The sequence below is a fragment of the Paraburkholderia fungorum genome (assembly GCF_902833645.1).
GTDB lineage: Bacteria > Pseudomonadota > Gammaproteobacteria > Burkholderiales > Burkholderiaceae > Paraburkholderia > Paraburkholderia fungorum.
The window spans coordinates 77,928-101,903 of sequence record NZ_CADFGE010000017.1 but is presented as its reverse complement, the minus strand read 5'-3'; the positions used below and the strand labels follow the sequence as shown (position 1 = coordinate 101,903).

Genomic DNA, 23,976 nt, shown 5'->3' with positions numbered 1-23,976 from the left:
CACGGCGGCCGCAAACAAGGCTCCGTACCATTTTACTGACGCTGCACGGACTTTTTAAGTCCACGCGGCGCGGTTCATTGCCGGCGGGCCGCGCATCGCGCGACACACGCCGCAAGGCGCTCAGATCTCGTCGAGCTTGCGGCCGGCCAGCGCGCGGCGAATGCCCTTGTTCATGCGGCGGGCAGCGAATTCGTCGGTGCCTTCGGCGAGCGTTTTTGTCGCGGTTTCGATCGCGTCGGCGTCGTCGCTTTCAGCGATGTTGCGCAACGCGGTGAGCAGCGCGTCGAGTTCGGCGCGTTCGCTGTCGTCGAGCAATTCGGCGTCGGCGGCGAGCGCCGCGTCGGTTGCTTCCACCAGACGGCGCGCTTCGACTTGCGCTTCACGCAAGGCGCGCGCGCGCATGTCGACTTCAGCGGTCGAAAAGCTTTCCTCGAGCATCCTCGCGACGTCGTCGTCGGCCAGACCGTAGGACGGCTTGACCACCACGGACGCTTCCACGCCGGAGCCCTGCTCGCGCGCGAATACCGACAGCAAACCGTCCGCGTCGACCTGATACGTGACGCGAATCCGCGCCGCGCCGGCCGCCATCGGCGGAATGCCGCGCAGCTCGAAACGCGCGAGCGAACGGCAATCGCTGACGAGCTCGCGCTCGCCTTGCACGACATGGATCGCCATCGCCGTCTGGCCGTCCTTGAAGGTCGTGAAATCCTGCGCGCGGGCGACCGGAATGGTCGAATTGCGCGGGATGATTTTCTCCGTCAAACCGCCCATGGTTTCGACGCCGAGCGACAGCGGAATCACGTCGAGCAACAGCCAGTCGTCGCCATCGGCGCCGCGATTGCCCGCGAGCAGATCGGCCTGGATCGCCGCGCCGAGCGCGACGACCTGATCCGGGTCCAGATTGACGAGCGGCGGCTGGCCGAAGAACGACTCGACCGCGCGGCGAATCACCGGCATGCGCGTCGCACCGCCCACCAGCACCACGCCCTTGACCTCTTGGGTCGTCACCTTGGCATCGCGCAGCGCTTTCTTCGTGGGTCCCAGCGTGCGTTGAACCAGCGCCTGAGTAATCGCCTCGAAAGTGGCCTCGTCGACCGTCAGATCGATCTGGGTGCCGTTCGAGAGCGTGGCCTGTACCTTTGCATCCGGCGCATCCGACAAAGCCTCCTTGGTCACGCGTACTGTGTCGAGCAACAGGCGGACGTCTTCAGGCGCGAGCGTTTGCGGCGCAATGCCCGCCTGTTCCAGCACGTGGCGATACAGGGCGTGGTCGAAATCGTCGCCGCCGAGCGCGGAATCGCCGCCCGCCGCGAGCACTTCGAAGACACCCTTGGTGAGCTTCAGGATCGACAGATCGAAGGTGCCGCCGCCGAGGTCGTAGACCGCGTAGAGGCCTTCGGAGCCGTTATCGAGGCCGTAGGCGATCGCGGCCGCGGTCGGCTCGTTCAACAGACGCAGCACGTTCAGGCCGGCCAGACGCGCGGCATCTTTGGTCGCCTGGCGCTGAGCTTCGTCGAAATACGCGGGCACGGTGATCACCGCGCCGACCAGTTCGTCGCCCAGCGTGTCTTCGGCACGCTGGCGCAGCGTCGCGAGAATTTCCGCCGACACTTCGACCGGGCTCTTCACGCCGTCGACGGTGCGGATCTGCACCATGCCGGGCGCGTCGACGAAATCGTAGGGCGCATTTTCGGCGCCCTCCACTTCCGCCTTGCCGCGGCCCATGAAGCGCTTGACCGACACGATCGTGTTGCGCGGATCGGTGGCGGCTTCAGCCTTGGCCTTGCGGCCGATACGGCGGCCGCCCTTTTCCAGGTAACGCACCACCGAGGGCAGCAGTACGTGGCCGTCTTCGTCGGGCAGCACGTCGGGCACGCCGCTGCGCACGGCGGCGACGAGGGAATTGGTGGTGCCGAGATCGATGCCGACCGCGAGGCGCCGCTGATGGGGCGCCGGCGCCATGCCGGGTTCGGAGATTTGCAGTAAGGCCATCTGGATCTTCTCGGAGCTGCTTGGCCCCGTCCTGAATTTTCGCGTTGCTGGATGCGTTGCTTGAAGCGTTGCTTGATGCGTTGCTAAATGCGTTTGCTACGTCTGCTTTGGCTGCGTATTCATGCGCGACGCTGCAGCGCTAATTTTCGAGCCGCTCGATCTGCGTACCGATTTCCGACGCCACCCGCTCGATGAACATCAACTGCCGCACCGCCTCGCCCGCCGCCTGATTCGCACCGCTGTCGAGCAGCGCGCCGAGCTTGTCAAAGCGCATGCGCTCTTCGTCGCGCAGTTCGGTCAGCAACGCATCGAGCGCGTCGACGTTTTTCGCCGCGGCCGCGTCTTCGATACCTTCGCGCCACTCCATCTGCTGCATCAGGAACGCCGGCTCCATCGCCGTGTTGTTCTCCGCGCCGACGTCGATGCCGCGCAGGTGCAGCAGATAGGTCGCGCGCTTCAACGGATCGCGCAGCGTCTGATAGGCCTCGTTGGTGCGCGTCGCCCATTGCATTGCGATCCGCTTCTGGGCGTCGCCGGCCGCCGCGAAGCGGTCCGGATGCACCTGTGCCTGCACCGTGCGGTAGGCGTGATCGAGTGCCGCTGCGTCGAGCGCGAATTGCGCCGGCAGATCGAACAGGTCGAAGTGGCTGTCGTTCAGCGATGCCATCAGATAAAAGGAGTCCGTTCAGGAAAGCGCACCGGAGTGCAGGCTAAACACGCGGATAAAACTAAAAAGGCGGCACGCGCCGCCTTTGATCCGCTGCACGCGGAGTGAACCGATCTACACGCGGAACGATTCGCCGCAGCCGCACTCGTCCTTCACGTTCGGGTTGTTGAACTTGAAGCCTTCGTTCAACCCTTCGCGTGCGAAGTCGAGTTCGGTGCCGTCGATGTAAGCGAGGCTCTTCGGGTCGACAATGATCTTCACGCCGTTGCAGTCGAACACTTCGTCTTCGGGCGCGAGTTCATCCACGTACTCGAGCTTGTAGGCCAAACCCGAGCAGCCGGTCGTGCGCACGCCTACGCGCAGCCCGACACCCTTGCCGCGGCGAGTCAGATACTTCTGGACGTGCTGTGCTGCCTTTTCGGTCAACGTAATTGCCATAGCGTTTCTCATTGCGCGGCGCGTGTTCGTCACTCTTGTGACTACTTCCGCGCTGCTACCCTGCCTGCATCAAATATCGCTCATGCCGGGCCGTGCACTGCTAGCCGCACCGCCCGCTTCGATTCACTCCAACACGCTTACGCGTGTTGCTTGTCGCCTTCGACGACCGCTTCGCCGTGACGCTGCTTGTAATCGGCGACCGCTGCCTTGATCGCGTCTTCCGCGAGGATCGAGCAGTGGATCTTTACCGGCGGCAGCGCCAGTTCTTCGGCGATCTGCGTGTTCTTGATCGACATTGCCTGATCGAGCGTCTTGCCCTTCACCCATTCGGTGACGAGCGAGCTCGATGCGATTGCTGAACCGCAGCCGTACGTCTTGAACTTCGCGTCTTCGATGATGCCGTCCGCGCCCACGCGAATCTGCAGCTTCATCACGTCGCCGCATGCCGGCGCGCCGACCATGCCGGTACCGACTGCATCGTCGTCCTTCGCGAAGGAACCGACGTTGCGCGGGTTTTCGTAGTGGTCCAGAACCTTGTCGCTATAAGCCATGATTACACTCCTTGATCCGTTTCAACCTGCAAATTGCAATTCGATAAATTCGACGTTGTCCGAACTGGCGCGTCAGTGCGCTGCCCATTGGATCGTCGAAATATCGATCCCGTCCTTGTGCATTTCCCACAGCGGCGACAAATCGCGCAGCTTCGAAATCTTGGTCTTCAGCAGGTTGATCACGTAATCGACGTCCTGCTCGGTCGTGAAGCGGCCCACCGTGAAACGAATCGAGCTATGCGCCAGCTCGTCGTTGCGGCCGAGTGCGCGCAGCACGTACGACGGCTCCAGCGAAGCCGACGTGCAAGCCGAACCCGACGACACCGCCACGTCCTTCACCGCCATGATCAGCGATTCGCCTTCGACGAAATTGAAGCTGATGTTCAGGTTGTGCGGGACACGCTTTTCCATGTCGCCGTTCACATACGTTTCTTCCATCTCCGACAGGCCGCGCAGCAAACGGTCGCGCAACATGCGGATACGCTCGTTTTCCGTCGCCATTTCTTCACGTGCGATACGGAACGCTTCGCCCATACCGACGATCTGGTGCGTAGCCAGCGTGCCCGAACGCATACCGCGCTCGTGACCGCCGCCGTGCATTTGCGCTTCGATGCGGATACGCGGCTTGCGACGCACGTACAGCGCGCCGATGCCCTTCGGACCATACGTCTTGTGCGCCGAGAACGACATCAGGTCGACCTTCAGCTTTTGCAGATCGATCTCGATCTTGCCGGTGGCTTGCGCCGCGTCGACGTGGAAAACAATGCCCTTTTCCCGGGTAATCTCGCCGATTGCCTCGATGTCCTGGATCACGCCGATCTCGTTGTTGACCGACATGACCGACACCAGAATCGTGTCCGGGCGCAAAGCGGCCTTGAACTTCTCGAGGTCGATCAGACCGTCTTCCTTGACATCCAGATACGTAACTTCGAAGCCTTCGCGCTCGAGTTCGCGGCAGGTATCGAGCACGGCCTTGTGCTCGGTCTTCACCGTGATGATGTGCTTGCCCTTGCTCTTGTAGAAGTGCGCCGCACCCTTGATCGCGAGGTTGTCCGACTCCGTTGCGCCCGAGGTCCAGATAATTTCGCGCGGGTCGGCATTCACCAGTGCGGCGACGTTCTCGCGCGCTTCCTCGACCGCACGTTCCGCGTCCCACCCATATTGGTGGCTGCGCGACGCGGGGTTGCCGAACTGCTCGCGCAGGTACGGAATCATCTTGTCCACCACGCGCGGATCGATCGGCGTCGTCGCGCTGTAGTCCATGTAAATGGGCAGGTGGAGAGTGTCGTTATTCATCAATTGCTCCGGGGACGTCATTGCTCTGGCTTCTGGGTTTCTGATCAGGCTGCGGTGTGCTTAGCTGCCGCGCCTAGGAACCGGCCATGTTGAAAACTGAATTAGGCCCTTTCGGCACGACGCGAGCAGGTTCGACCGCCGGCGCCTCATTGCGGCGATCACGCAACACCGCCGGCGCACCTTCGCGCGAACGCTGCTGATCGACCAGATCTTTCAGGGAAACCGAATCCAGGTACTCGACCATTTTCTGGTTCAGCGTCGACCACAATTCGTGCGTCATGCAATGGCCGTCGTGCTGCTTGGTACCCTCGCACGAGCCCTTGCCGCCGCACTGGGTGGCGTCGAGCGGCTCATCGACAGCAATGATGATGTCGGCGACGGTCACGTCTTCAGCGCGGCGGGCCAGATTGTAGCCGCCGCCGGGTCCGCGCACGGATTCGACGATTTCGTGACGACGCAGCTTGCCAAACAGCTGCTCGAGATAAGACAGGGAGATATGTTGGCGCTGGCTGATACCCGCAAGCGTCACCGGGCCCTGCTCCTGGCGCAGTGCCAGGTCAATCATCGCCGTGACGGCGAAACGGCCTTTCGTGGTGAGTCTCATATGGTGTGGGAACCGCAATTCTCGACAAGTTTGGTCAAGTATAAATACATGAGTGAATTAGTCAAGTATCCCTATCGCAAATTGGGTCATTTGCTTAATTGCTGGATTGCGCAGCCGACGCATGCCGGCCACCAGCAGACTTATGCAATCAGTTGGGGCCGCAACGCTGCGATCAACCCACGGCAGGCCGCTTCGCATTGATCCAGCACCTGCTCGAAGCCCTCGGCGCCGCCGAAATAGGGGTCGGCCACTTCTCGCGCGCCGGACCAGCGGCCGTCCGCTTCTGGCACGAACTCCATCAGCAGGCGGATTTTGTCGCGCTGCTGCGCCGGACAAACTTGGCGCAGCGCGGCGACGTTTTTGTCATCCATCGCGATCAACAGATCGAAGCGCTCGAAGTCGGCTGCCGCAATCTGACGCCCGCGCAACGCAGCAAGCTGATAACCGCGCCGGCCGGCGGCGGCTTGCGCGCGCTCGTCCGGCGGCTGGCCGATGTGCCAGTCACCCGTGCCGGCGGAATCGATCAGAATCTGCTCCGCAAGCTTCGCCTCCTCGACCAAACGGCGCATCACGCCTTCCGCGGTTGGCGAACGGCAAATGTTCCCCAGGCAGACAAAGCAGATGGACACGGTTTTCATCAGAGGCTTTCGGACGCTGAACGCCCGCGGATCGACGGTTAAGAAACGGTGGCGCGATTATACAAAGCCGCGCCGAATCGCGCCGGAAGGCGGCCGCCTGGTTACTTGAGACTTAAGACGCTTCAGCTAGCGGCATTGCCGTGACGGCGCGCATGGGTTTGGCCGGCAGCGTCGCCGTGCTGTCGACCATGCCGTACGAGACGGCACGAGCCAGTTCCGCGGTCAGTTGATCGGCCGCGAGCGGCGCTTGCGACGAACGCATAGCCTCATTGCCGCAAATGTGCAGATAGGCTGCCGCAGCAAGCGGCACAACGATGGCGAGGGGCCAGTACACCGATATTATCTTTTTCATGATGTTTGTTTCTCCGATTGGGGCTCGTACGCTCGTGACGCACTATGCCCAGTCGAAATGCTATAGGAATTCACAATCGGGAAAAACCCATAGGGACGAGATACAGCGTTGCGCTGGATGGAACAGTCCGTTGACCGGCTTGCCGTGCACAACGTTGACGTACGTCGTGGCGTAAAAGAGAAGTCCTTACAAACGCATACAAAGCTAGTGCGACGGTTGGCGATAATAGCTGTCTTACGGAAATGAAAACTTCGCACTGGTCGTCCAAATGAAACCTATTGCTCCACTCGCAGGTCTGGCCGTCGCTGCCGCATTGCTAGGCGGCTGTGCCGTCTATCCTGACGGCACAGCCATGAACGGCAACGGCTATGGCGGCGGCTACAACGACTATGGCAGTTACGACGGCTACGCCACGGGTGTGCCGGTTGTGCCGCAAACCAGTGTCTACATGGGCTACGGCAATTACTCAGGGCCGGGTTACTACGACGGACCGGGCCGCTATTACGGACCGGGGCCAGGACCCGGATATCGGGGCTACCCGGGTTATCCGGATCGGGGCCGGCCGAATAACGGCAACTATGGAAACAGCGGAAATCGCGGCGATAACGGCGGCTGGCATGGTCAGCCAAATGGCGCCGGTCCACGCGGGGGGCCGCCGCCTCAAGGCGCCGTGGGTGGTCCGAGAGGACCGAGCGGGTCGAATGCGCCACGCCCCGGCGCAGGCAGTCCGCCGTCGCCTCCACCCCAGCAGGCAGGTAACGGAGGTAATGGCGGCGGGCGCGGCAACGGCGGCAATGCCTCGGCTAGAGGTTCTTACGGCCGCCAGCCCGGCATGTCGGACCACTGACCCGGCAACGCGGCGGGCAGGCGTTGGCGCAATCCAGCCGCACGCCTTGCCCGCTCAGCCAATATGGCTGCGTTGTGCGGCGTAAAGTTCTCTGAAGGTACGGCCAACCGGCGCCGGCATGTCGCGCGTATTGGTCCAACCCGCACCACCCAACGGCAGTTTGGCGATCGAACGATTCCGGCCGCCCATTTGTTCCAGCACACGAACCGCCAGCTTGGTGAGAAGCGCATAAGCATCCGGGTGCAGCGCGAGGAAACCCCACACGGCAAACCCTAGCCGCTCGCGCCACGGTCGCAGCCGGCGCTCGACCTGCTTCTCGCGCAGCTTGCGCAGCTTGCGCAGCAAATCGGACAAGGGAATGCCCACCGGACATACGCTGTTGCATTCACCGCACAACGTTGCCGCCTGAGGCAGATCCAGCGCCTTGTCGATCCCGACGTAGCTCGGCGTCAACACCGAGCCCATCGGCCCCGGATAAACCCAACCGTAGGCATGACCACCCACCTTCTGATACACCGGGCAGTGGTTCATGCAGGCGCCGCAGCGGATACAGCGGAGCATGTCCTGGAAATCGCCGCCGATCAGCCCCGTGCGGCCGCCGTCGACCAGCACCACGTACATATGCTCGGGACCGTCCTGATCGCCCGCGCCACGCGGCCCGGTCAGCAATGAAAAATAATTCGAGCTTGCCTGGCCGGTGGCCGAACGCGGCAAGAGGCGCATCGCCGTCGCCAGATCTTCCAGCGTTGGCAACACTTTCTCGATGCCGGTCACGGCCACATGCACGCGCGGCATCACCGTGCACATGCCTTCGTTGCCCTCGTTCGTGACCAGCACGACCGAACCCGTCTCGGCCACTACGAAGTTGCCACCTGTTACGCCCATATCCGCGCTCATGAAGTGCGGGCGCAGCATCTCGCGCGCTTCGCGGGTCATGTCCGTGATCTCGGTCAGGCGCGGCCGGTCGTGCGTTTTCGCGAAAAGATCGGCGATCTCGTCCTTATCTTTATGGACGACCGGCGCAATGATGTGGCTGGGAGGCTCGTTGTCGTTGATCTGCAGAATGTATTCGCCCAGATCGGTTTCGATCGACTGCACGCCCATCTGCCCCAACACCTCGTTCAGGCGCATTTCCTCGGTGACCATCGACTTGGTCTTGATCACCTTCTTCACCTCGTGCCGGCGCGCAATATCGCCGACGAGGCGCGCGGCCTCCTGCGTCGTCTCGGCGAACAACACCGTTACGCCGCGCCGGGCCGCTTCGCGTTCGAAGGTCTCGAGCCAGACATCGAGATTTTCCAGCGCGCGATTGCGGCGCTCCTTGAGCGCGGCACGGGTGGCGGAAAAATCGATCGCGGTCATGGACGCGGCGCGCGCCGACACGAACTTGGTCGACAGCTTGCTGAGGTTCTGCTGCAAACGCTGGTCGGCGAGTTTTTGGCCCGCGCGGGCCTTGAAATGCATCGATTGGACTTGCATGGCAGCCTTGAGCGAATTCGACTGGGGTGCGCGAATGACGCGCCTGAAATGGCGTGTCTCGAATCAAGCGCGTACTGGGGCGCCGCGACGCTTCTTACGCGTCGCCCGCCAGCACCTGGGCGATGTGCAGCACGCGGGTGGTGGTGTCGCCCGTGCGCCGCAGGCGGCCTTCAATATTGAGCATGCAGCCGAGGTCGCCGAGCACCACCGTGCCGGCGCCGCTCGCACCGATATTCGCGCATTTCTCGTCGACGATCGCGGTCGAGATGTCGCCGTACTTGATTGCGAAGGTGCCACCAAAGCCGCAACAGTGCTCGCAATCCTTCATTTCGGTCACCGCCACGCCCACCTGCGCCAGCAACGCGCGCGGCTGCGCCTTGACGCCGAGTTCGCGCAGCCCCGAACAGGAATCGTGATAAGTCACATGGCCCGAGAACTCGCCTGGCTGCAATTGCACCCTAGCCACATTGACGAGGAAATCGGTCAGCTCGAACACCTTGGCCCGCAAGCGGCCAAAGCGGTTCATCAACTCGGGATCGTCCGCGAACAGATCGCCGTAATGCACACGGATCATGCCGCCGCAGGAGCCGGAGGGCACCACGATGTAGTCGAATTGTTCGAACTCGCGCATGGTCTTCTCGGCCAGATCGCGTGCGATGCGCCGCTCACCCGAGTTGTATGCAGGCTGCCCACAGCAGGTTTGCGCAGGCGGCACCATCACCTCGAAACCGGCGCCTTCGATCAGCTTGATGACCGAAAAACCGATCTCCGGACGCATCAGGTCAATCAGGCAGGTGACGAACAATCCGACTCGCATGAGCCCTCCTTCGGGAAAACGTCCCTGATTATCCGCTGTTTAGCGCACAATACCAACGGCCGGAAGGCATAGGACGAATGCCACGTTAAATTGGAATAGCGCTTCCAACCGCTTTCCTTCTTTTCACAATACGGGATACAATCAATTTCCGCTGTTTGACGCGTCAACCGATTCCTCCCATGAGCGATACGAACCCGGATCCCAAAACGTCGATCCAGGTGATCGAACGCATGATGCGCTTGCTCGATGCTCTTGCTGCGCATAGCGACCCGGTCAGCCTGAAAGAACTTGCCATCCGTACGGAGCTGCATCCGTCCACCGCGCACCGCATCCTGAACGACATGGTGATGTGCCGGCTGGTCGACCGGTCGGACCCCGGCACCTACCGCCTCGGCATGCGCCTGCTCGAACTGGGCAACCTGGTGAAGGCGCGGCTCTCGGTACGCGACGCGGCGCTCACGCCGATGCGCGAACTGCACCGCCAAACCGGGCAGACGGTGAACCTGTCGGTGCGCCAGGGCGACGAAATCGTCTATATAGAACGGGCCTACTCCGAGCGCTCCGGCATGCAGGTGGTACGGGCGATCGGCGGTCGCGCGCCGCTGCATCTGACCTCGGTGGGCAAGCTGTTCCTCGCTGCGGACGAATCGACCCGCGTGCGGGCTTATGCCACGCGTACCGGCCTGTCCGGCCATACGCAGAACAGCATCACCGATCTGACCAAACTCGAACGCGAACTGTCGCACGTGCGTCAACAGGCGTGTGCGCGCGATAACGAAGAACTGGAGCTGGGCGTGCGCTGTATCGCAGCGGGGATTTACGACGACACCGGCAAGCTGGTTGCCGGCCTGTCGCTGTCCGCCCCGGCGGATCGCTTACAGGATTCGTGGCTGGCACAACTCAGCCAGACGGCGTTGCTGATTTCCGCGTCGCTCGGTTATCGCCCGCAGATACAGCAGGAGCGTCCACAGCACGCATAAGCGTGCGGTTGTGGCGCTCCTGCGGTTCAATAAAAAAGCCTCGCGAATGCGAGGCTTTTTTTCTAGCCGGTTCGAAAACCGGCTGCCAGAAGATGTAAGCGGCTTCAGGTACCCGCGCCGCCGGCATCCGCACTGGTGATGCGTGGCTGATCGCCACCGTTGTCGAGCCACGTGCGCAGACGCGTCGCGTCCGCAAAGCGCGAATACTTACCCGACGAGTCGAGCAACACCATGATCATCGGACGGCCGTGAATGGTCGCCTGCATCACGAGGCACTCGCCCGCTTCGTTGATGAAACCGGTCTTTTGCAGGCCGATGTCCCACGTCGGGTTGCGCACCAATGCATTGGTGCTGTTGTACGCCAGCGAACGCTTGCCCGTGTAGACCTCGTAGCTATGATCGGTCGAGAACTTGCGGATCAGCGGATATTGATACGCCGCGTTGACCATCTTCACGAGGTCGCGTGCGCTCGACACGTTCTGGCTCGTCAAACCCGTGGGGTTCTCGAAGTGCGTGTCGGTCATGCCGAGTTGCTTGGCCTTCGCATTCATTGCCGCGAGGAAGGCCGGACGGCCGCCCGGGAAATAACGCGACAGCGCAGCGGCCGCGCGGTTTTCCGAAGCCATCAGCGCGATGTGCAGCATGTCTTCACGCGAGAGTACCGAACCCACTGACAGACGCGAGCCGGTGTTCTTCTCGTAGTCGCGGTCTTCGTCGGTGACTTCGATCTGGTCGGTCATCGGCTCTTTCGAATCGAGCACCACCATCGCGGTCATCAGCTTGGTGATCGATGCGATCGGCACCACGGCGCGCGAATTCTTGTCGAACAGCGACTCGCCGCTATTCTGGTCGACCACGTAGGCAACGCTTGAGCGCAGCATCAGCGCGTCCGGCGTTTCGTGCAGACCGAAAGCCTGGCCGACGGTAGGCGGACGCGGTTCGTACGCGACGCGACGCACCACCGAATGGTGGCGGCCGTTCGACGTGTACGTCACGCGCTTGCGCTTGACACTCGCGCGCGGAGCATCGTCGCCCGCGGCGGCCACGGTCTTCGCGGCAGCGCCGTTCACGGCCTTCTTGCCTGACACCTTGCTGGCAGTGGCCACGGCAGGCTTTTTGGCTGCTTTCGCGTGTTTGGAAGTTTTCGCCTTGGTGGCGGGTGTAGCGGGCGTGGCGGCAAAAGTGCTGACGGGCGTGGCGAACGCCGCCGCGATGACCATGGAGGCGGCCACCGACAGAGCGGTGCTACGGGCCGCGCCGTGGATCACTTTTAGCGACGAAAACATGTCGGTTTTCATGGATGTTCGGTAGGGAGCGGCAAGAGGTTTCCGCAAGTGTAGTAAAACAACGAAAAATTAGCAATTTGAAGCACTTATACGCGCTCCTTAAACCGGCTTGTAAGCTCCGATCGCAAAAACACAAATAAGTGCCGCGTTTCGATCGAAAAAAACGATCGTCAACGCGTCGCGCCTCGCCTTTGCCGCCAGATGCCGGAATCGAGACGATCCTTTCAGCATAACGGCAATTTCGAGACAACCTTGATCAGGGGAAATACGGTCGGAGCGCCAGCGTACACAGCTTTGCCGGCGCCACGTGCCGGCACAGTGTGCCGGTCCACCGGACATCGCAGGAGTCTCGCTGACGGCTGTTAAACGCCTGCTGCAGACCGCCAACGCGCATTCGACCAGCATAGAGCATTAACGTTCCGTGACACTTTCTGGTTTACATCGAGATGGACGGTTATGGATTTTTTGTCAAACGCCCGCGTTGCGTTCTCGCCAATGCAGCGCGTCATCAAGGGTCAAAATCTCTCCTGGAATCGGTAACAAATGCGGATTCTTCCCGCACCAGCATGGTGCGGCGGACAAATCAACCCGCACCATATGAATGTCATGCCTACTGCATAACGCATTGTTTTATCAGCAATTTATTAACATTGTGCAACGCACAAAAAACGCTTGACATTCGTTGCGACCATCCTAAAATGGGAACCATTGCTGCGATGCACAATACATCGTAGTCCGGGGAGACGATCTTAAAGCGTCTTGCCACTAACCCAATGCGGTCCGCACAGACAGGCCGCGACCCAGGAGCGTAAACCATGACTCTGCTGACCCCTGAGCAATTTGCTGCAGCCCAGAAAGCCAACTTTGAAACGTTGTTCGGCCTGACGACCAAAGCATTCGAAGGCGTCGAGAAGCTGGTTGAACTGAACCTGCAAGTCGTGAAATCGACGCTCGCAGAAAGCCAGGAAAATGCCCAACGCGCGCTGTCGGTGAAAGACGCGCAGGAACTGCTGGCACTGCAGGCAAGCCTTGCACAGCCGGTGGCTGAAAAGGCGCTGTCGTACGGCCGTCACGTGTATGAGATCGTTTCGGCAACGCAAGGTGAATTCACCCGCGTCGCGGAAGCTCAATTCGAAGAGCAAAACCGCAAGGTCCAGTCGCTCGTCGAAAACGTTGCGAAGAATGCACCGGCCGGTTCGGAAACCGCTGTCGCCGTGATCAAGTCGGCTATCACCGCCGCCAACACCACGTACGAAACGGTCCACAAGGCAACCAAGCAAGCTGTCGAAATCGCCGAAAGCAACTTCAATGCAGCCGCAACGGCCGCATCGAAGGCAGCATCGCAAGCCGCTGCACAAGCATCGCGCTCGGCAAAGAAGGCAGTCTAAGTTTCAGGCATCACATTGCGCCGGCTCAGCCTCAGGGTTGAGCCGGCGTTACCGCAAGCAACAGCGTCGTGCCGTTGCCGCTCACACGGTTTTATCTGGCCGAACGCTCCGATACGTTGAATGACGTATCGTTTGCCCGGCGCCAAGCCGGGATTTTTTTGCCCGTTGTCTGAGATGCACGACGCATGTTTCATGCGTCGCTTCACGGCAAACGCTGCTTGCTGCAAAAGAAAACGGCGCGCCCCGCAAAGGGCGCGCCGTTTTCTTTTGCCTCCGCCTTATCGGGTCCGCCCGCATGCAGGCGGACCCCATAGCATTACTTCTTTTTCTGCGGCGGCAGGTCGGTACAAACGCCTTCGTACAACTCGGCGGCCATGCCGATCGATTCGCCAAGTGTCGGATGCGGGTGAATCGTCTTACCGATATCCGTTGCGTCCGCACCCATTTCGACTGCCAGACAGACTTCGCTGATCAGATCGCCGGCATTCAGACCCACGATACCGCCGCCGATCACGCGATGGGTCTCTTCGTCGAACAGCAGCTTGGTAAAGCCTTCATCGCGACCGTTGGCGATCGCGCGGCCCGAAGCGGCCCACGGGAACACCGCCTTGCCGTACTTGATGCCTGCGGCTTTCAGCTGGTCTTCCGTCTTGCCGGCCCATGCGACTTCCGGATCGGTGTAGGCCACCGACGGAATCTGCAGCGCGTCGAAGTAGGCCTTTTCGCCATGAGCGGCTTCAGCGGCGACGTGACCTTCATGCACGGCTTTGTGCGCGAGCATCGGCTGGCCGACGATATCGCCGATCGCGAAGATGTGCGGCACATTGGTGCGCATCTGCTTGTCGACGTCGATAAAGCCGCGATCCGTGACCGCCACACCCGCCTTGTCCGCACCGATCTTCTTGCCATTCGGCGTACGGCCGACGGCAACCAGCACGAGGTCGTAGCGCTGCGCTTCGGCCGGGGCCTTTTCGCCTTCGAACGACACGTAGATGCCGTCGTCTTTCGCTTCCGCGCCGGTGGTCTTGGTCTTCAGCATGACATTCGCAAAACGCTTGCTGTTGTACTTTTCCCAGACCTTGACCAGATCCCGATCCGCGCCGGCCATCAGACCGTCGAGCATTTCGACCACGTCGATCTGCGCGCCGAGCGTGGCGTACACCGTCGCCATTTCGAGACCGATAATGCCGCCGCCGATCACCAGCATGCGCTGCGGAATCTGACGCAGTTCGAGCGCGCCGGTCGAATCGACCACACGCGGATCTTCCGGAATGAACGGCAGCTTCACCGCTTCCGAGCCCGCGGCGATGATCGCCTGCTTGAACTTGACGACCTTCTTGCCGCCTTCGGTCTGCACTTCCATGTGATACGGATCGACGAACGAACCGGTGCCCGTCACGACTTCGACCTTGCGCATCTTGGCCATGCCGGCGAGACCGCCGGTGAGCTTCTTGACGACGCCCGACTTGAAGTCGCGCAGCTTGTCGAGATCGATTTGCGGCTTACCGAACGTGATGCCATGCGAGCCGAGCGCTTCGGCTTCGTCGATCACGAGCGCCGTGTGCAGCAGCGCCTTCGACGGAATACAGCCGACATTCAGACAGACGCCGCCGAGCGTTGAATAACGTTCGACGAGCACCGTCTTCATGCCGAGGTCGGCCGAGCGGAACGCGGCCGAATAACCGCCGGGGCCCGAACCGAGCACGAGCATGTCGCACTCGATATCCGCGCTGCCGGAGAAGCTACCGGCTTGCGGCGCGGGCGCGGGCGCGGCAGCCTTCGGCGCAGCGGCAGGCGCTTGCGCTGCAGGCGCCGGTGCGGGCGCCGGTGCCGGCGCTTTCTCAGGCGCCTTAGCCGCTCCCGCATCTGCCGACGTTTCGACGAGCGCGATGATCGTGCCTTGCGAGACTTTGTCGCCGGCTTTGACGCGTACTTCCTTGACTGTACCGGCGGTATCGCTCGGCACTTCGATGGAGGCCTTATCGGACTCGAGCGTCATCAGCGCCTGTTCGTTCTCGATGACATCGCCCGGTTTGATATTGACTTCGATGACATCGACGTCCTTGAAGTCACCGATATCCGGCACTTTTACTTCGACGAGACTCATAGTGTCCCCTTCTCGTATTGATCGTAATGAAGCGAAGAACCAGCAACATGCAGCCCAAAAGCTGGCGGCGCGGCGAACAGAAACATCCTTTGCAGTCCGCCCAAGGACGCGCCTTTCTTTTGCTTGCTTTTCTTTGGAAGACAAAGAAAAGTAAGTGCCGCCCCGCACAGGGGCGACGCTAATAGACCACTAAGAAAGCAGGTTCTACAGAGAGACGCGGATAACCAACAAAAACCAACCCAGCGCCCCGCGCACCATCAGATCAAAGAATCACACGCCGAAAATCGGCAAGAATCGCACCCAGATACGCATTGAACCGCGCCGCCGCAGCCCCATCGATCACGCGATGGTCATACGACAACGACAGCGGCAGAATCAGACGCGGCACAAACTGCTTGCCATCCCACACCGGCTTCATCGCGCCACGCGACAAACCGAGAATGGCGACTTCAGGCGCATTGATAATCGGCGTGAAGTTAGTCCCGCCAATCCCACCCAGCGAAGAAATCGAGAAGCAGCCACCTTGCATCTGATCCGGCTTCAGCTTGCCATCACGCGCGGCCTTCGAAAGCTCGGTCATTTCCTTCGCGATATCGATCAAACCCTTCTTGTCCGCATCGCGAATCACCGGAACGACCAGACCGTTCGGCGTATCGGCGGCAAAGCCGATATGGAAGTACTGCTTGAACACCAGGTTGTCGCCGTCGAGGCTGGCATTGAACGTCGGGAACTGCTTCAGGGCGGCAACCACTGCCTTGATCACGAACGCCAGCATCGTGACTTTCACGCCGGCCTTTTCGTTTTCCTTGTTCAACTGCACGCGCAGCGCTTCGAGATCGGTGATGTCCGCTTCATCGTTGTTCGTGACGTGCGGAATCATCACCCAGTTGCGATGCAGATTCGCGCCCGAGATCTTCTTGATGCGCGACAGCGGCTTTGCATCGACCGGGCCGAACTTGGTGAAGTCGACCTTCGGCCACGGCAGCAGATTCAGTTCGCCACCGCCCGCGGCAGCCGGCGCAGCGCCAGCAGGTGCGGCACGCTGACCGGTCATCACGCCCTTGATGAAGGCGGTCACGTCGGCTTGCGTGATGCGGCCCTTCGGACCGGTGCCCTGCACTTGCACCACGTCGACGCCGAGTTCGCGCGCGAACTTGCGCACGGACGGTGAAGCGTGGCTCGCCTTGCGCGCACCGCCCTCGCCCGCCTGGATCACCGGCGCTTGCGCCAGTGCGGACGGTTGAGCGGGTGCCGGCGACGGAGCAGCCGGCGCGTCCGACGGCTTTTCGGCCGTCTGCTTCGGCGCGGGTGCCGGTGCCGGCGCGGCAGCGCCACCTTCGGCTTCCACCACGACGATGACCGAGCCTTCCGACACGGTATCGCCGACCTTGACCTTCACTTCCTTGACGACGCCGGCGGCCGAGCTCGGCACGTCCATGGTCGCCTTGTCGGATTCCAGCGTCACCAGCGACTGCTCTTTCTCGACGCGATCGCCGACCTTCACCGCGACTTCGATCACGGGGATGTCTTTGTAGTCGCCGATATCCGGCACTTTGACTTCCTGCAGACCGCCGCCGCTGGCAGCGGGCGCCGGCGCAGGCGCGGATGCCTGAACAGCAGCGGGGGCCGCTGCGGGAGCCGGTGCTGCGGCAGGCGCCGGAGCGGGAGCCGGTGCCGGCGCAGCAGCGCCCGCTCCATCCAGCACGACGATCAGCGAACCTTCCGACACGTTGTCGCCAACCTTGACCTTCACTTCCTTGACGACGCCGGCGGCCGAGCTCGGCACGTCCATGGTCGCCTTGTCGGATTCCAGCGTAACGAGCGATTGCTCTTTCTCGACGGTATCACCCGCCTTCACCAGCACCTCGATCACAGGAATGTCCTTGTAATCGCCGATGTCCGGCACCTTGATTTCGATCGCTTGACTCATTGTTAGTGTCTCCTGGGCCGCGCACGCCACCCGCCCCTGGCGATCAGGGGCAGGCGCGCACGCCACGGCACACGGGGAATGATGCCTTAGACGGTCATCGGGTTGGGTTTGGCGGGATCAAGGTTGTACTTCTTGAGCGCCTCGGCGACCACCTTGCGTTCGATCGTGCCTTCGTCTGCCAGTGCATTCAACGCGGCAACCGTGACCCAGTAGCGATCGACTTCGAAGAAGTGGCGCAGCTTCTCACGCGTGTCCGAACGGCCGTAGCCATCCGTGCCCAGCACGACGAATTTCTGCGGCACGAACGCGCGGATCTGCTCGGTCAGCGCGCGCACGTAGTCGGTCGAAGCGATGACCGGACCCTGTGCGTCCTTCAGCAGTTTCTCGACGTGCGAGACCTTCTTCTCTTCCGTCGGGTGCAGCAGGTTCCAGCGCTGCACTTCGTGGCCTTCGCGCGCGAGTTCGGTGAAACTCGGCACGCTCCACAGGTCGGCCGCGACGCCCCAGTCGTTCTTCAGAAGATCCGCAGCGGCGATCACTTCGTTGAAGATCGTGCCCGCGCCCATCAGTTGAACGCGCGGCGCCTTCTGATTCGCGTCAGCCTTTCTGAACGAATACATACCCTTGATGATGTCGGCCGCTACAGCGTCGCCCTGCGGAATCGCCGGGTGCTCGTAGTTCTCGTTCATCACCGTGATGTAGTAGTACACGTCTTCCTGGTCGGCAACCATGCGACGCAGACCGTCCTGCATGATGACGGCGAGTTCGTAACCGAACGTCGGGTCGTAGCTGATGCAGTTCGGCACCGATGCCGCCCACAGGAGCGAGTGCCCGTCTTCGTGCTGCAGACCTTCGCCGTTCAGCGTGGTGCGGCCAGCGGTACCGCCCAGCAGGAAGCCGCGCGAACGCATATCGCCCGCCGCCCATGCCAGATCGCCGATACGCTGGAAGCCGAACATCGAATAGAAGATGTAGAACGGGATCATGATCTCGCCGTGCGTCGAGTACGACGTCGCGGCTGCGATCCAGTCACACATGCCACCGGCTTCGTTGATGCCTTCCTGCAGGATCTGACCGGATTCCGATTCGCGATAGAACATCAGCTGATCGGAGTCTTCCGGAATGTACTTCTGGCCGTCCTGATTCCAGATACCGATCTGACGGAACAGGCCTTCCATACCGAAAGTACGCGACTCGTCCGGCACGATCGGCACGATGCGCTTGCCGAGTGCCTTGTCTTTCAGCAGGATGTTCAGGATCCGCACGAACGCCATGGTCGTGGAGATTTCACGGCCTTCGCCCGTGCCCTTCAGCAGCGGCTCGAATGCGTCCAGCGCCGGCACCGGCAGCGACTCGGCCTTCTGGCGACGCGCCGGCAGATAGCCGCCGAGCTCCTGGCGGCGAGCGCGCATGTACTCGAGTTCCTTCGAACCTTCTTCGAACTTGAGGTACGGCACGTTGACGATATCTTCGTCGGAAATCGGCAGGCGGAACTGGTCGCGGAATTTCTTCAGCTGATCCACGTGCAGCTTCTTCTGCTGGTGGGTGATGTTCATCGCCTGACCGGCTTCACCCATGCCGTAGCCCTTGATCGTCTTCGCGAGAATGACGGTCGGCTGGCCCTTGGTGTTGCTCGCCTCGCTGAACGCGGCATAGATCTTGTGCGGATCGTGGCCGCCGCGGTTCAGGTTCCACACGTCTTCGTCGGACCAGTCGGCGACCAGCGCCTTCAGTTCCGGCGTATTGAAGAAGTGTTCGCGAACAAACGCGCCCGACTCCGACTTGTACGTCTGATATTCGCCGTCGACGACTTCCATCATCCGGCGCATCAGCGCGCCCGACTTGTCGCGTTGGAACAGTGCATCCCAGCGGCTGCCCCAGACGACCTTGATGACGTTCCAGCCGGCGCCGCGGAATTCGCTTTCGAGTTCCTGGATGATCTTGCCGTTACCGCGCACCGGGCCATCCAGGCGCTGCAGGTTACAGTTGATCACGAACACCAGGTTGTCGAGACGTTCGCGACCGGCCATGCCGATTGCGCCGAGCGATTCCGGTTCATCCGTTTCGCCGTCGCCGAGGAACGCCCAGACCTTGCGGCCTTCTGTCTTCGCAATGCCGCGCGCCTGCATGTACTTCATGAAGCGCGCCTGGTAGATCGCCATGATCGGGCCAAGGCCCATCGAGACGGTCGGGAATTGCCAGAAGTCCGGCATCAGCCACGGATGCGGATACGACGAGATGCCCTCGCCGCCCACTTCCTGACGGAAGTTGTCGAGCTGGTTTTCGCTCAGACGGCCGAGCAGGAACGCGCGCGAGTACACACCCGGCGACGAATGGCCCTGCACGAACACGAGGTCGCCGCCATGTTCAGCCGACGGCGCGTGCCAGAAATGGTTATAGCCGACGTCGTACAGCGTGGCGGCCGACGCAAACGAGGCGATGTGGCCGCCGACGTTCGTGTCCTTGCCCGCGCGCAGCACCATGGCAATGGCGTTCCAGCGCGTGTACGAGCGGATGCGGTGTTCGAGGTCCTGATCGCCGGGAATCGGCGCCTGACGCGACACAGGAATCGTATTGATGTACGGGGTGTTTGCGGAGAACGGCAGATGTTCGCCGTGTACGCGGGCGAATTCGATCTGTTTCTCGATGAGGTAGTGAGCGCGATCGGGGCCCACAGCAGAAATCACGCCATCCAGCGCTTCCAGCCATTCGCCGGTTTCCTGGGGATCGTCGTCTTTTTCAGCGGCGACATATTTCATGACTTCGTCGGGTACAGCGGACATGCTCGTCTCCTGGATATAGAGGAACGCTCTTTGAACAGACGACGCGGACGAAGCACGGCCGCGGCAGCTTCGGCCGATTGTAAAAGGGGTCCCGACGTCCGCGCAACAAAATTTTCGAATTACGAGATCAGATCTCATAATGCGGAAAATTGTTGCGGCGCAACCTGATTTGACTGCCGATCGACGGATACGTCGGCTAGTTTGCGCCGAATAACGGTTCTTTCAGCGCTTTTTTGCGCCATTTGCTAGCGACTTGCTGCGCTACAATGCCACGCATGTTGACCGAACGGCTTTTCGCTCGCTCGGCGCGCACCGCTGGTTCGCCGGCGGATTCGACGCCGTCCTCCCGCTGGCACCACGGACCGTGGTGGTCGAACTCCTATTTGCTCACGCCGCTGCTGTCGATCCTGGTTTTTCTGGTCGTCATGAGCCTGATTCTGTGGAGCCTCAACCGGCGCGAACAGCAGCAGCAGGAAGACACGCTCTACCGTAATGTCGCGTGGGCGCAGCAACAGATCCGCCTGTCCATGACCGGCGCGCAGGAACAGATTCAGGCCCTCGCCCGCGATCTCGTCGCCGGCCACGCCGATCCGCATTCATTCCAGGTGTCCACTACGGACATCATGCAGGGGCATCCCGAGATCCTCTACATGAACTGGTATACGAGCCAGCAGCAACCGCGCTGGCCCAATACCGCCCTCCCCGTGTTCGGCCAGCGCCTTGCCAAGCCGAACGACGCGCAGATGGACGAGGCCGTCAAAGCCGCCTTCGCCGAGGCGCGCAACACGCGCCGCCAGGTGTATTCGCCGCTGATCTACGACGACCTCGGCAATGGCTACATCACGCTGCAGACGCCGGTCTACCGCGACCGCGACTTCCTCGGCACGATTGCCGCCGTGTTCTCGGTGGAAGGCATCCTCAAGCACGACATTCCGCCCGAGCTGTCGGCCAAGTACAAAATCTCGATCATCGACGTGAATAACCGCGAGTTGACCACCACGTCGACCCGCCCGCGCCTGCCGCGCGACATGTTCTACGATCTGCCGCTCGACCCGCCGGGCCAGGGCGTCTCGGTACGCGTCTACGCGTTCCCGCAGATGACCAACTTCACCAACAACACGCTGGTATGGCTGGTGGCCGGCCTGTCGTGCTTCGTGCTGTGGAGTCTGTGGAGTTTGTGGAAGCACACGCGGCAACGTTTCGAGGCCCAGCAGGCGCTCTACGCCGAAGCCTTCTTTCGCCGCGCAATGGAAAACTCGGTGCTGATCGGTATGCGCGTGCTCGACATGCACGGCCGTATCACGCACGTAAATCCCGCTTTCTGCCGGATGACCGGCTGGGACGAAAGCGATCTGGTCGGCAAGAACGCGCCGTTCGCCTACTGGCCGCGCGACGCCTACCCCGAAATGCAACGCCAGCTCGACATGACGCTGCGCGGCAAGGCACCGTCTTCAGGTTTCGAATTGCGGGTGCGCCGCAAGGACGGTTCGTCGTTCCACGCGCGGCTCTACGTGTCGCCGCTGATCGACAGTTCGGGCCGCCAGACCGGCTGGATGTCGTCGATGACCGACATCACCGAGCCCAAGCGCGCGCGCGAGGAACTCGCCGCCGCGCATGAACGCTTCACGACCGTGCTCGAAAGCCTGGACGCCGCCGTCTCCGTGCTGGCCGCCGACGAAGCCGAATTGCTGTTCGCCAACCGCTACTACCGCCACCTGTTCGGCATTCGCCCGGACGGCCATCTGGAACTGGCGGGCGGCGGATTCGATAGCGCGCAGGCGTCGTCCGATTCGATCGACATGGTGGACACCTACGCGGGCCTGCCTGCCGCGGCCCTGACCGAAAGTACGGCCGATGCGCAGGAAGTCTATGTGCAAAGCATCCAGAAATGGTTCGAAGTGCGCCGTCAGTACATTCAGTGGGTGGACGGCCACCTCGCGCAGATGCAGATCGCGACCGACATCACCACCCGCAAGCAGGCTCAGGAACTCTCGCGTCAGCAGGACGAGAAGCTGCAGTTCACCAGCCGCCTGATGACGATGGGCGAAATGGCCTCGTCGCTCGCGCACGAACTGAACCAGCCGCTCGCCGCGATCAATAACTATTGCTCGGGAACCGTCGCACTGGTTAAATCCGGTCGAACGACGCCCGACAATCTCCTGCCCGTGCTCGAAAAAACCGCTCAGCAGGCGGTGCGGGCCGGCATGATCATCAAGCGCATTCGCGAGTTCGTGAAACGCAGCGAGCCGAAACGCCAGGCCACGCGCGTGGCCGATATCGTCGCCGACGCGGTGGGTCTCGCGGAACTCGAAGCGCGCAAGCGCAAGATTCGCATCGTGACCGACCTGCGCTCGCGCTTGCCGGTAATCTACGTCGACCCGGTGCTGATCGAGCAGGTGCTGGTGAACCTGCTGAAGAACGGCGTGGAAGCCATGCACGATGCACGCCCGAATGCGGTCGACCCCGTGATTCGCGTGGTCGTGCGGCTCGACAGCGGATTTGTCTGCATCAGCGTTGTGGATCAGGGCCCGGGGGTCGACGAGGCAACCGCCGAGCGTCTGTTTGAACCGTTTTACAGCACCAAGTCCGACGGTATGGGCATGGGGCTGAACATTTGCCGTTCGATTATCGAATCGCACCGCGGTCGTCTGTGGGTGGTGAACAACGTCGAGTCTGACGGCCACATCACGGGCGCCACGTTCCATTGCAGTCTGCCTATTGGAGAGCCTGACGGCCCGAGCAACGGCGGGTCAGAGGCGCCGACACCACAAACCGTTACGGGAGAGCTATGAACAGCCCAGTCACCACACAGGAAACAGTCTTTGTCGTCGACGACGACGAGGCCGTGCGAGATTCGCTGCGCTGGCTGCTGGAGGCGAACGGCTACCGCGTGCAATGCTTCTCCAGCGCCGAGCAGTTCATCGACGCGTGGCAGCCGCATACGCATCCGGGCCAGATCGCGTGTCTGATTCTCGATGTGCGGATGTCCGGCATGAGCGGGCTCGAGTTGCAGGAACGCCTGATCGCCGACAACTCCGTGCTGCCGATCATCTTCGTGACGGGTCACGGCGACGTGCCGATGGCCGTGTCGACGATGAAAAAAGGCGCGATGGACTTCATCGAAAAACCGTTCGACGAAGCGGAACTGCGCAAGCTGGTCGAGCGCATGCTCGACAAGGCGCGCAGCGAAAGCACCAGCGTGCAGCAACAGCGCGCCGCCGCCGAACGTCTCGGCAAGCTGACCGCGCGTGAACACCAGGTGCTCGAGCGCATCATCGCCGGCCGTCTGAACAAGCAGATCGCCGACGACCTCGGCATCAGCATCAAGACGGTTGAAGCGCATCGCGCGAACATCATGGAAAAGCTCAACGTCAACACGGTCGCCGATCTGCTGCGTCTCGCGCTGTCGAACAAGCCGCAACCGGCGCAATAAATATAACAAGCGCGATAACGACCGCGGCCCAGTCCGCGGATCGCGATTAAGTTTCAACGGCCGGACTGGCGACACGTCCGGCCCACCCACTTCCTCGCACGCCCCCGCTTTCTTCCCCGGCTCTCTCTTCGCTTTTTGATCGAGCGCAATGACGATGAGCCGCATAGCTCGGCGCGTCAGTATCTATTCAGCATTACTGCGTATTAGTCAGCGTCCGCTTACGTCAAACGTCATCAACTTCTTTCCTCCGACACGATTGACAAGCACGGCTGTGTCCCCTAATTTACACAGAACTCCTTAGCAGGAATCGCTGATGCCCGATGAGCACAGGACAGATGCACTGCAGTTGTCATACCCGGCGTCAGGCAATGCAAAACAGGTGAAGTGG

General features: G+C 61.5%; 19 protein-coding genes. 5 read left to right on the top strand and 14 right to left on the bottom strand.

Features of this window, described 5'->3' with window-relative positions:
• Positions 1–120 precede the first annotated feature (120 nt).
• The 8 genes from hscA to HWX91_RS36495 all read right to left on the bottom strand — a co-directional run bounded on the left by hscA (position 121) and on the right by HWX91_RS36495 (position 6,538).
• Complete coding sequence (gene hscA / locus HWX91_RS36530) at positions 121–1,992, bottom strand: Fe-S protein assembly chaperone HscA (protein WP_028199496.1); 1,872 nt, start codon at positions 1,990–1,992, stop codon at positions 121–123.
• Between the two features lie 139 nt (positions 1,993–2,131).
• Positions 2,132–2,659: a Fe-S protein assembly co-chaperone HscB gene (gene hscB, locus HWX91_RS36525; RefSeq protein WP_028199495.1), complete on the bottom strand. Its 528-nt coding sequence runs from the start codon at positions 2,657–2,659 to the stop codon at positions 2,132–2,134.
• Positions 2,660–2,773: 114 nt separating this feature from the next.
• Complete coding sequence (iscA, locus tag HWX91_RS36520) at positions 2,774–3,097, bottom strand: iron-sulfur cluster assembly protein IscA (protein ID WP_028199494.1); 324 nt, start codon at positions 3,095–3,097, stop codon at positions 2,774–2,776.
• A gap of 137 nt (positions 3,098–3,234) precedes the next feature.
• Positions 3,235–3,648, bottom strand: coding sequence for a Fe-S cluster assembly scaffold IscU (iscU, locus tag HWX91_RS36515; protein WP_028199493.1), 414 nt, complete (start codon positions 3,646–3,648; stop codon positions 3,235–3,237).
• A gap of 72 nt (positions 3,649–3,720) precedes the next feature.
• Positions 3,721–4,944: an IscS subfamily cysteine desulfurase gene (locus HWX91_RS36510; protein ID WP_028199492.1), complete on the bottom strand. Its 1,224-nt coding sequence runs from the start codon at positions 4,942–4,944 to the stop codon at positions 3,721–3,723.
• Between the two features lie 73 nt (positions 4,945–5,017).
• Positions 5,018–5,548: a Fe-S cluster assembly transcriptional regulator IscR gene (gene iscR / locus HWX91_RS36505; RefSeq protein WP_028199491.1), complete on the bottom strand. Its 531-nt coding sequence runs from the start codon at positions 5,546–5,548 to the stop codon at positions 5,018–5,020.
• A 140-nt stretch (positions 5,549–5,688) separates the two neighbouring features.
• Complete coding sequence (locus HWX91_RS36500) at positions 5,689–6,186, bottom strand: low molecular weight protein-tyrosine-phosphatase (protein WP_028199490.1); 498 nt, start codon at positions 6,184–6,186, stop codon at positions 5,689–5,691.
• A gap of 112 nt (positions 6,187–6,298) precedes the next feature.
• Positions 6,299–6,538 carry a hypothetical protein gene (locus tag HWX91_RS36495; protein ID WP_028199489.1) on the bottom strand — a complete coding sequence of 80 codons (240 nt, stop codon included), beginning with the start codon at positions 6,536–6,538 and terminating at the stop codon, positions 6,299–6,301.
• 268 nt (positions 6,539–6,806) lie between these two features.
• Between HWX91_RS36495 and HWX91_RS36490 the strand changes: the two genes are divergently transcribed.
• Positions 6,807–7,385, top strand: a complete 579-nt coding sequence (locus tag HWX91_RS36490) for a hypothetical protein (protein WP_081833214.1) — start codon at positions 6,807–6,809, stop codon at positions 7,383–7,385.
• A 54-nt stretch (positions 7,386–7,439) separates the two neighbouring features.
• Here the strand turns inward: HWX91_RS36490 and HWX91_RS36485 are convergent, their stop codons facing one another.
• Both HWX91_RS36485 and HWX91_RS36480 read right to left on the bottom strand, forming a co-directional pair.
• Positions 7,440–8,864, bottom strand: coding sequence for a lactate utilization protein B (locus tag HWX91_RS36485; protein ID WP_028199488.1), 1,425 nt, complete (start codon positions 8,862–8,864; stop codon positions 7,440–7,442).
• 94 nt (positions 8,865–8,958) lie between these two features.
• Positions 8,959–9,681, bottom strand: coding sequence for a (Fe-S)-binding protein (locus tag HWX91_RS36480; protein WP_028199487.1), 723 nt, complete (start codon positions 9,679–9,681; stop codon positions 8,959–8,961).
• 179 nt (positions 9,682–9,860) lie between these two features.
• Here HWX91_RS36480 and HWX91_RS36475 point away from each other — a divergent pair, with 179 nt between their 5' ends.
• Positions 9,861–10,661 carry an IclR family transcriptional regulator gene (locus HWX91_RS36475; RefSeq protein WP_028199486.1) on the top strand — a complete coding sequence of 267 codons (801 nt, stop codon included), beginning with the start codon at positions 9,861–9,863 and terminating at the stop codon, positions 10,659–10,661.
• Between the two features lie 104 nt (positions 10,662–10,765).
• Here the strand turns inward: HWX91_RS36475 and pbpG are convergent, their stop codons facing one another.
• A complete protein-coding gene (gene pbpG, locus HWX91_RS36470) occupies positions 10,766–11,959 on the bottom strand; it encodes a D-alanyl-D-alanine endopeptidase (RefSeq protein WP_028199485.1) in 1,194 nt (397 codons plus the stop codon).
• A gap of 803 nt (positions 11,960–12,762) precedes the next feature.
• Here pbpG and HWX91_RS36465 point away from each other — a divergent pair.
• Entirely contained in the window at positions 12,763–13,335 is a 573-nt protein-coding gene (locus HWX91_RS36465) for a phasin family protein (protein ID WP_028199484.1), read from the top strand.
• A 316-nt stretch (positions 13,336–13,651) separates the two neighbouring features.
• On the opposite strand, the gene lpdA is transcribed toward HWX91_RS36465, so the two are convergent.
• From lpdA to aceE, 3 genes are all read right to left on the bottom strand, one after another.
• Complete coding sequence (gene lpdA / locus HWX91_RS36460) at positions 13,652–15,442, bottom strand: dihydrolipoyl dehydrogenase (RefSeq protein WP_028199483.1); 1,791 nt, start codon at positions 15,440–15,442, stop codon at positions 13,652–13,654.
• Between the two features lie 262 nt (positions 15,443–15,704).
• A complete protein-coding gene (gene aceF, locus HWX91_RS36455; protein WP_028199482.1) occupies positions 15,705–17,372 on the bottom strand; it encodes a dihydrolipoyllysine-residue acetyltransferase in 1,668 nt (555 codons plus the stop codon).
• An 86-nt stretch (positions 17,373–17,458) separates the two neighbouring features.
• Positions 17,459–20,155 (bottom strand): pyruvate dehydrogenase (acetyl-transferring), homodimeric type, encoded by a 2,697-nt coding sequence (gene aceE / locus HWX91_RS36450; RefSeq protein WP_028199481.1) that lies wholly within the window; start codon positions 20,153–20,155, stop codon positions 17,459–17,461.
• A gap of 275 nt (positions 20,156–20,430) precedes the next feature.
• Here aceE and fixL point away from each other — a divergent pair, with 275 nt between their 5' ends.
• Entirely contained in the window at positions 20,431–22,947 is a 2,517-nt protein-coding gene (gene fixL / locus HWX91_RS36445) for an oxygen sensor histidine kinase FixL (protein ID WP_035520180.1), read from the top strand.
• Positions 22,944–23,588 (top strand): oxygen response regulator transcription factor FixJ, encoded by a 645-nt coding sequence (fixJ, locus tag HWX91_RS36440; RefSeq protein WP_028199479.1) that lies wholly within the window; start codon positions 22,944–22,946, stop codon positions 23,586–23,588. Before fixL ends, fixJ begins: the two co-directional genes overlap by 4 nt.
• Positions 23,589–23,976: the final 388 nt, after the last annotated feature.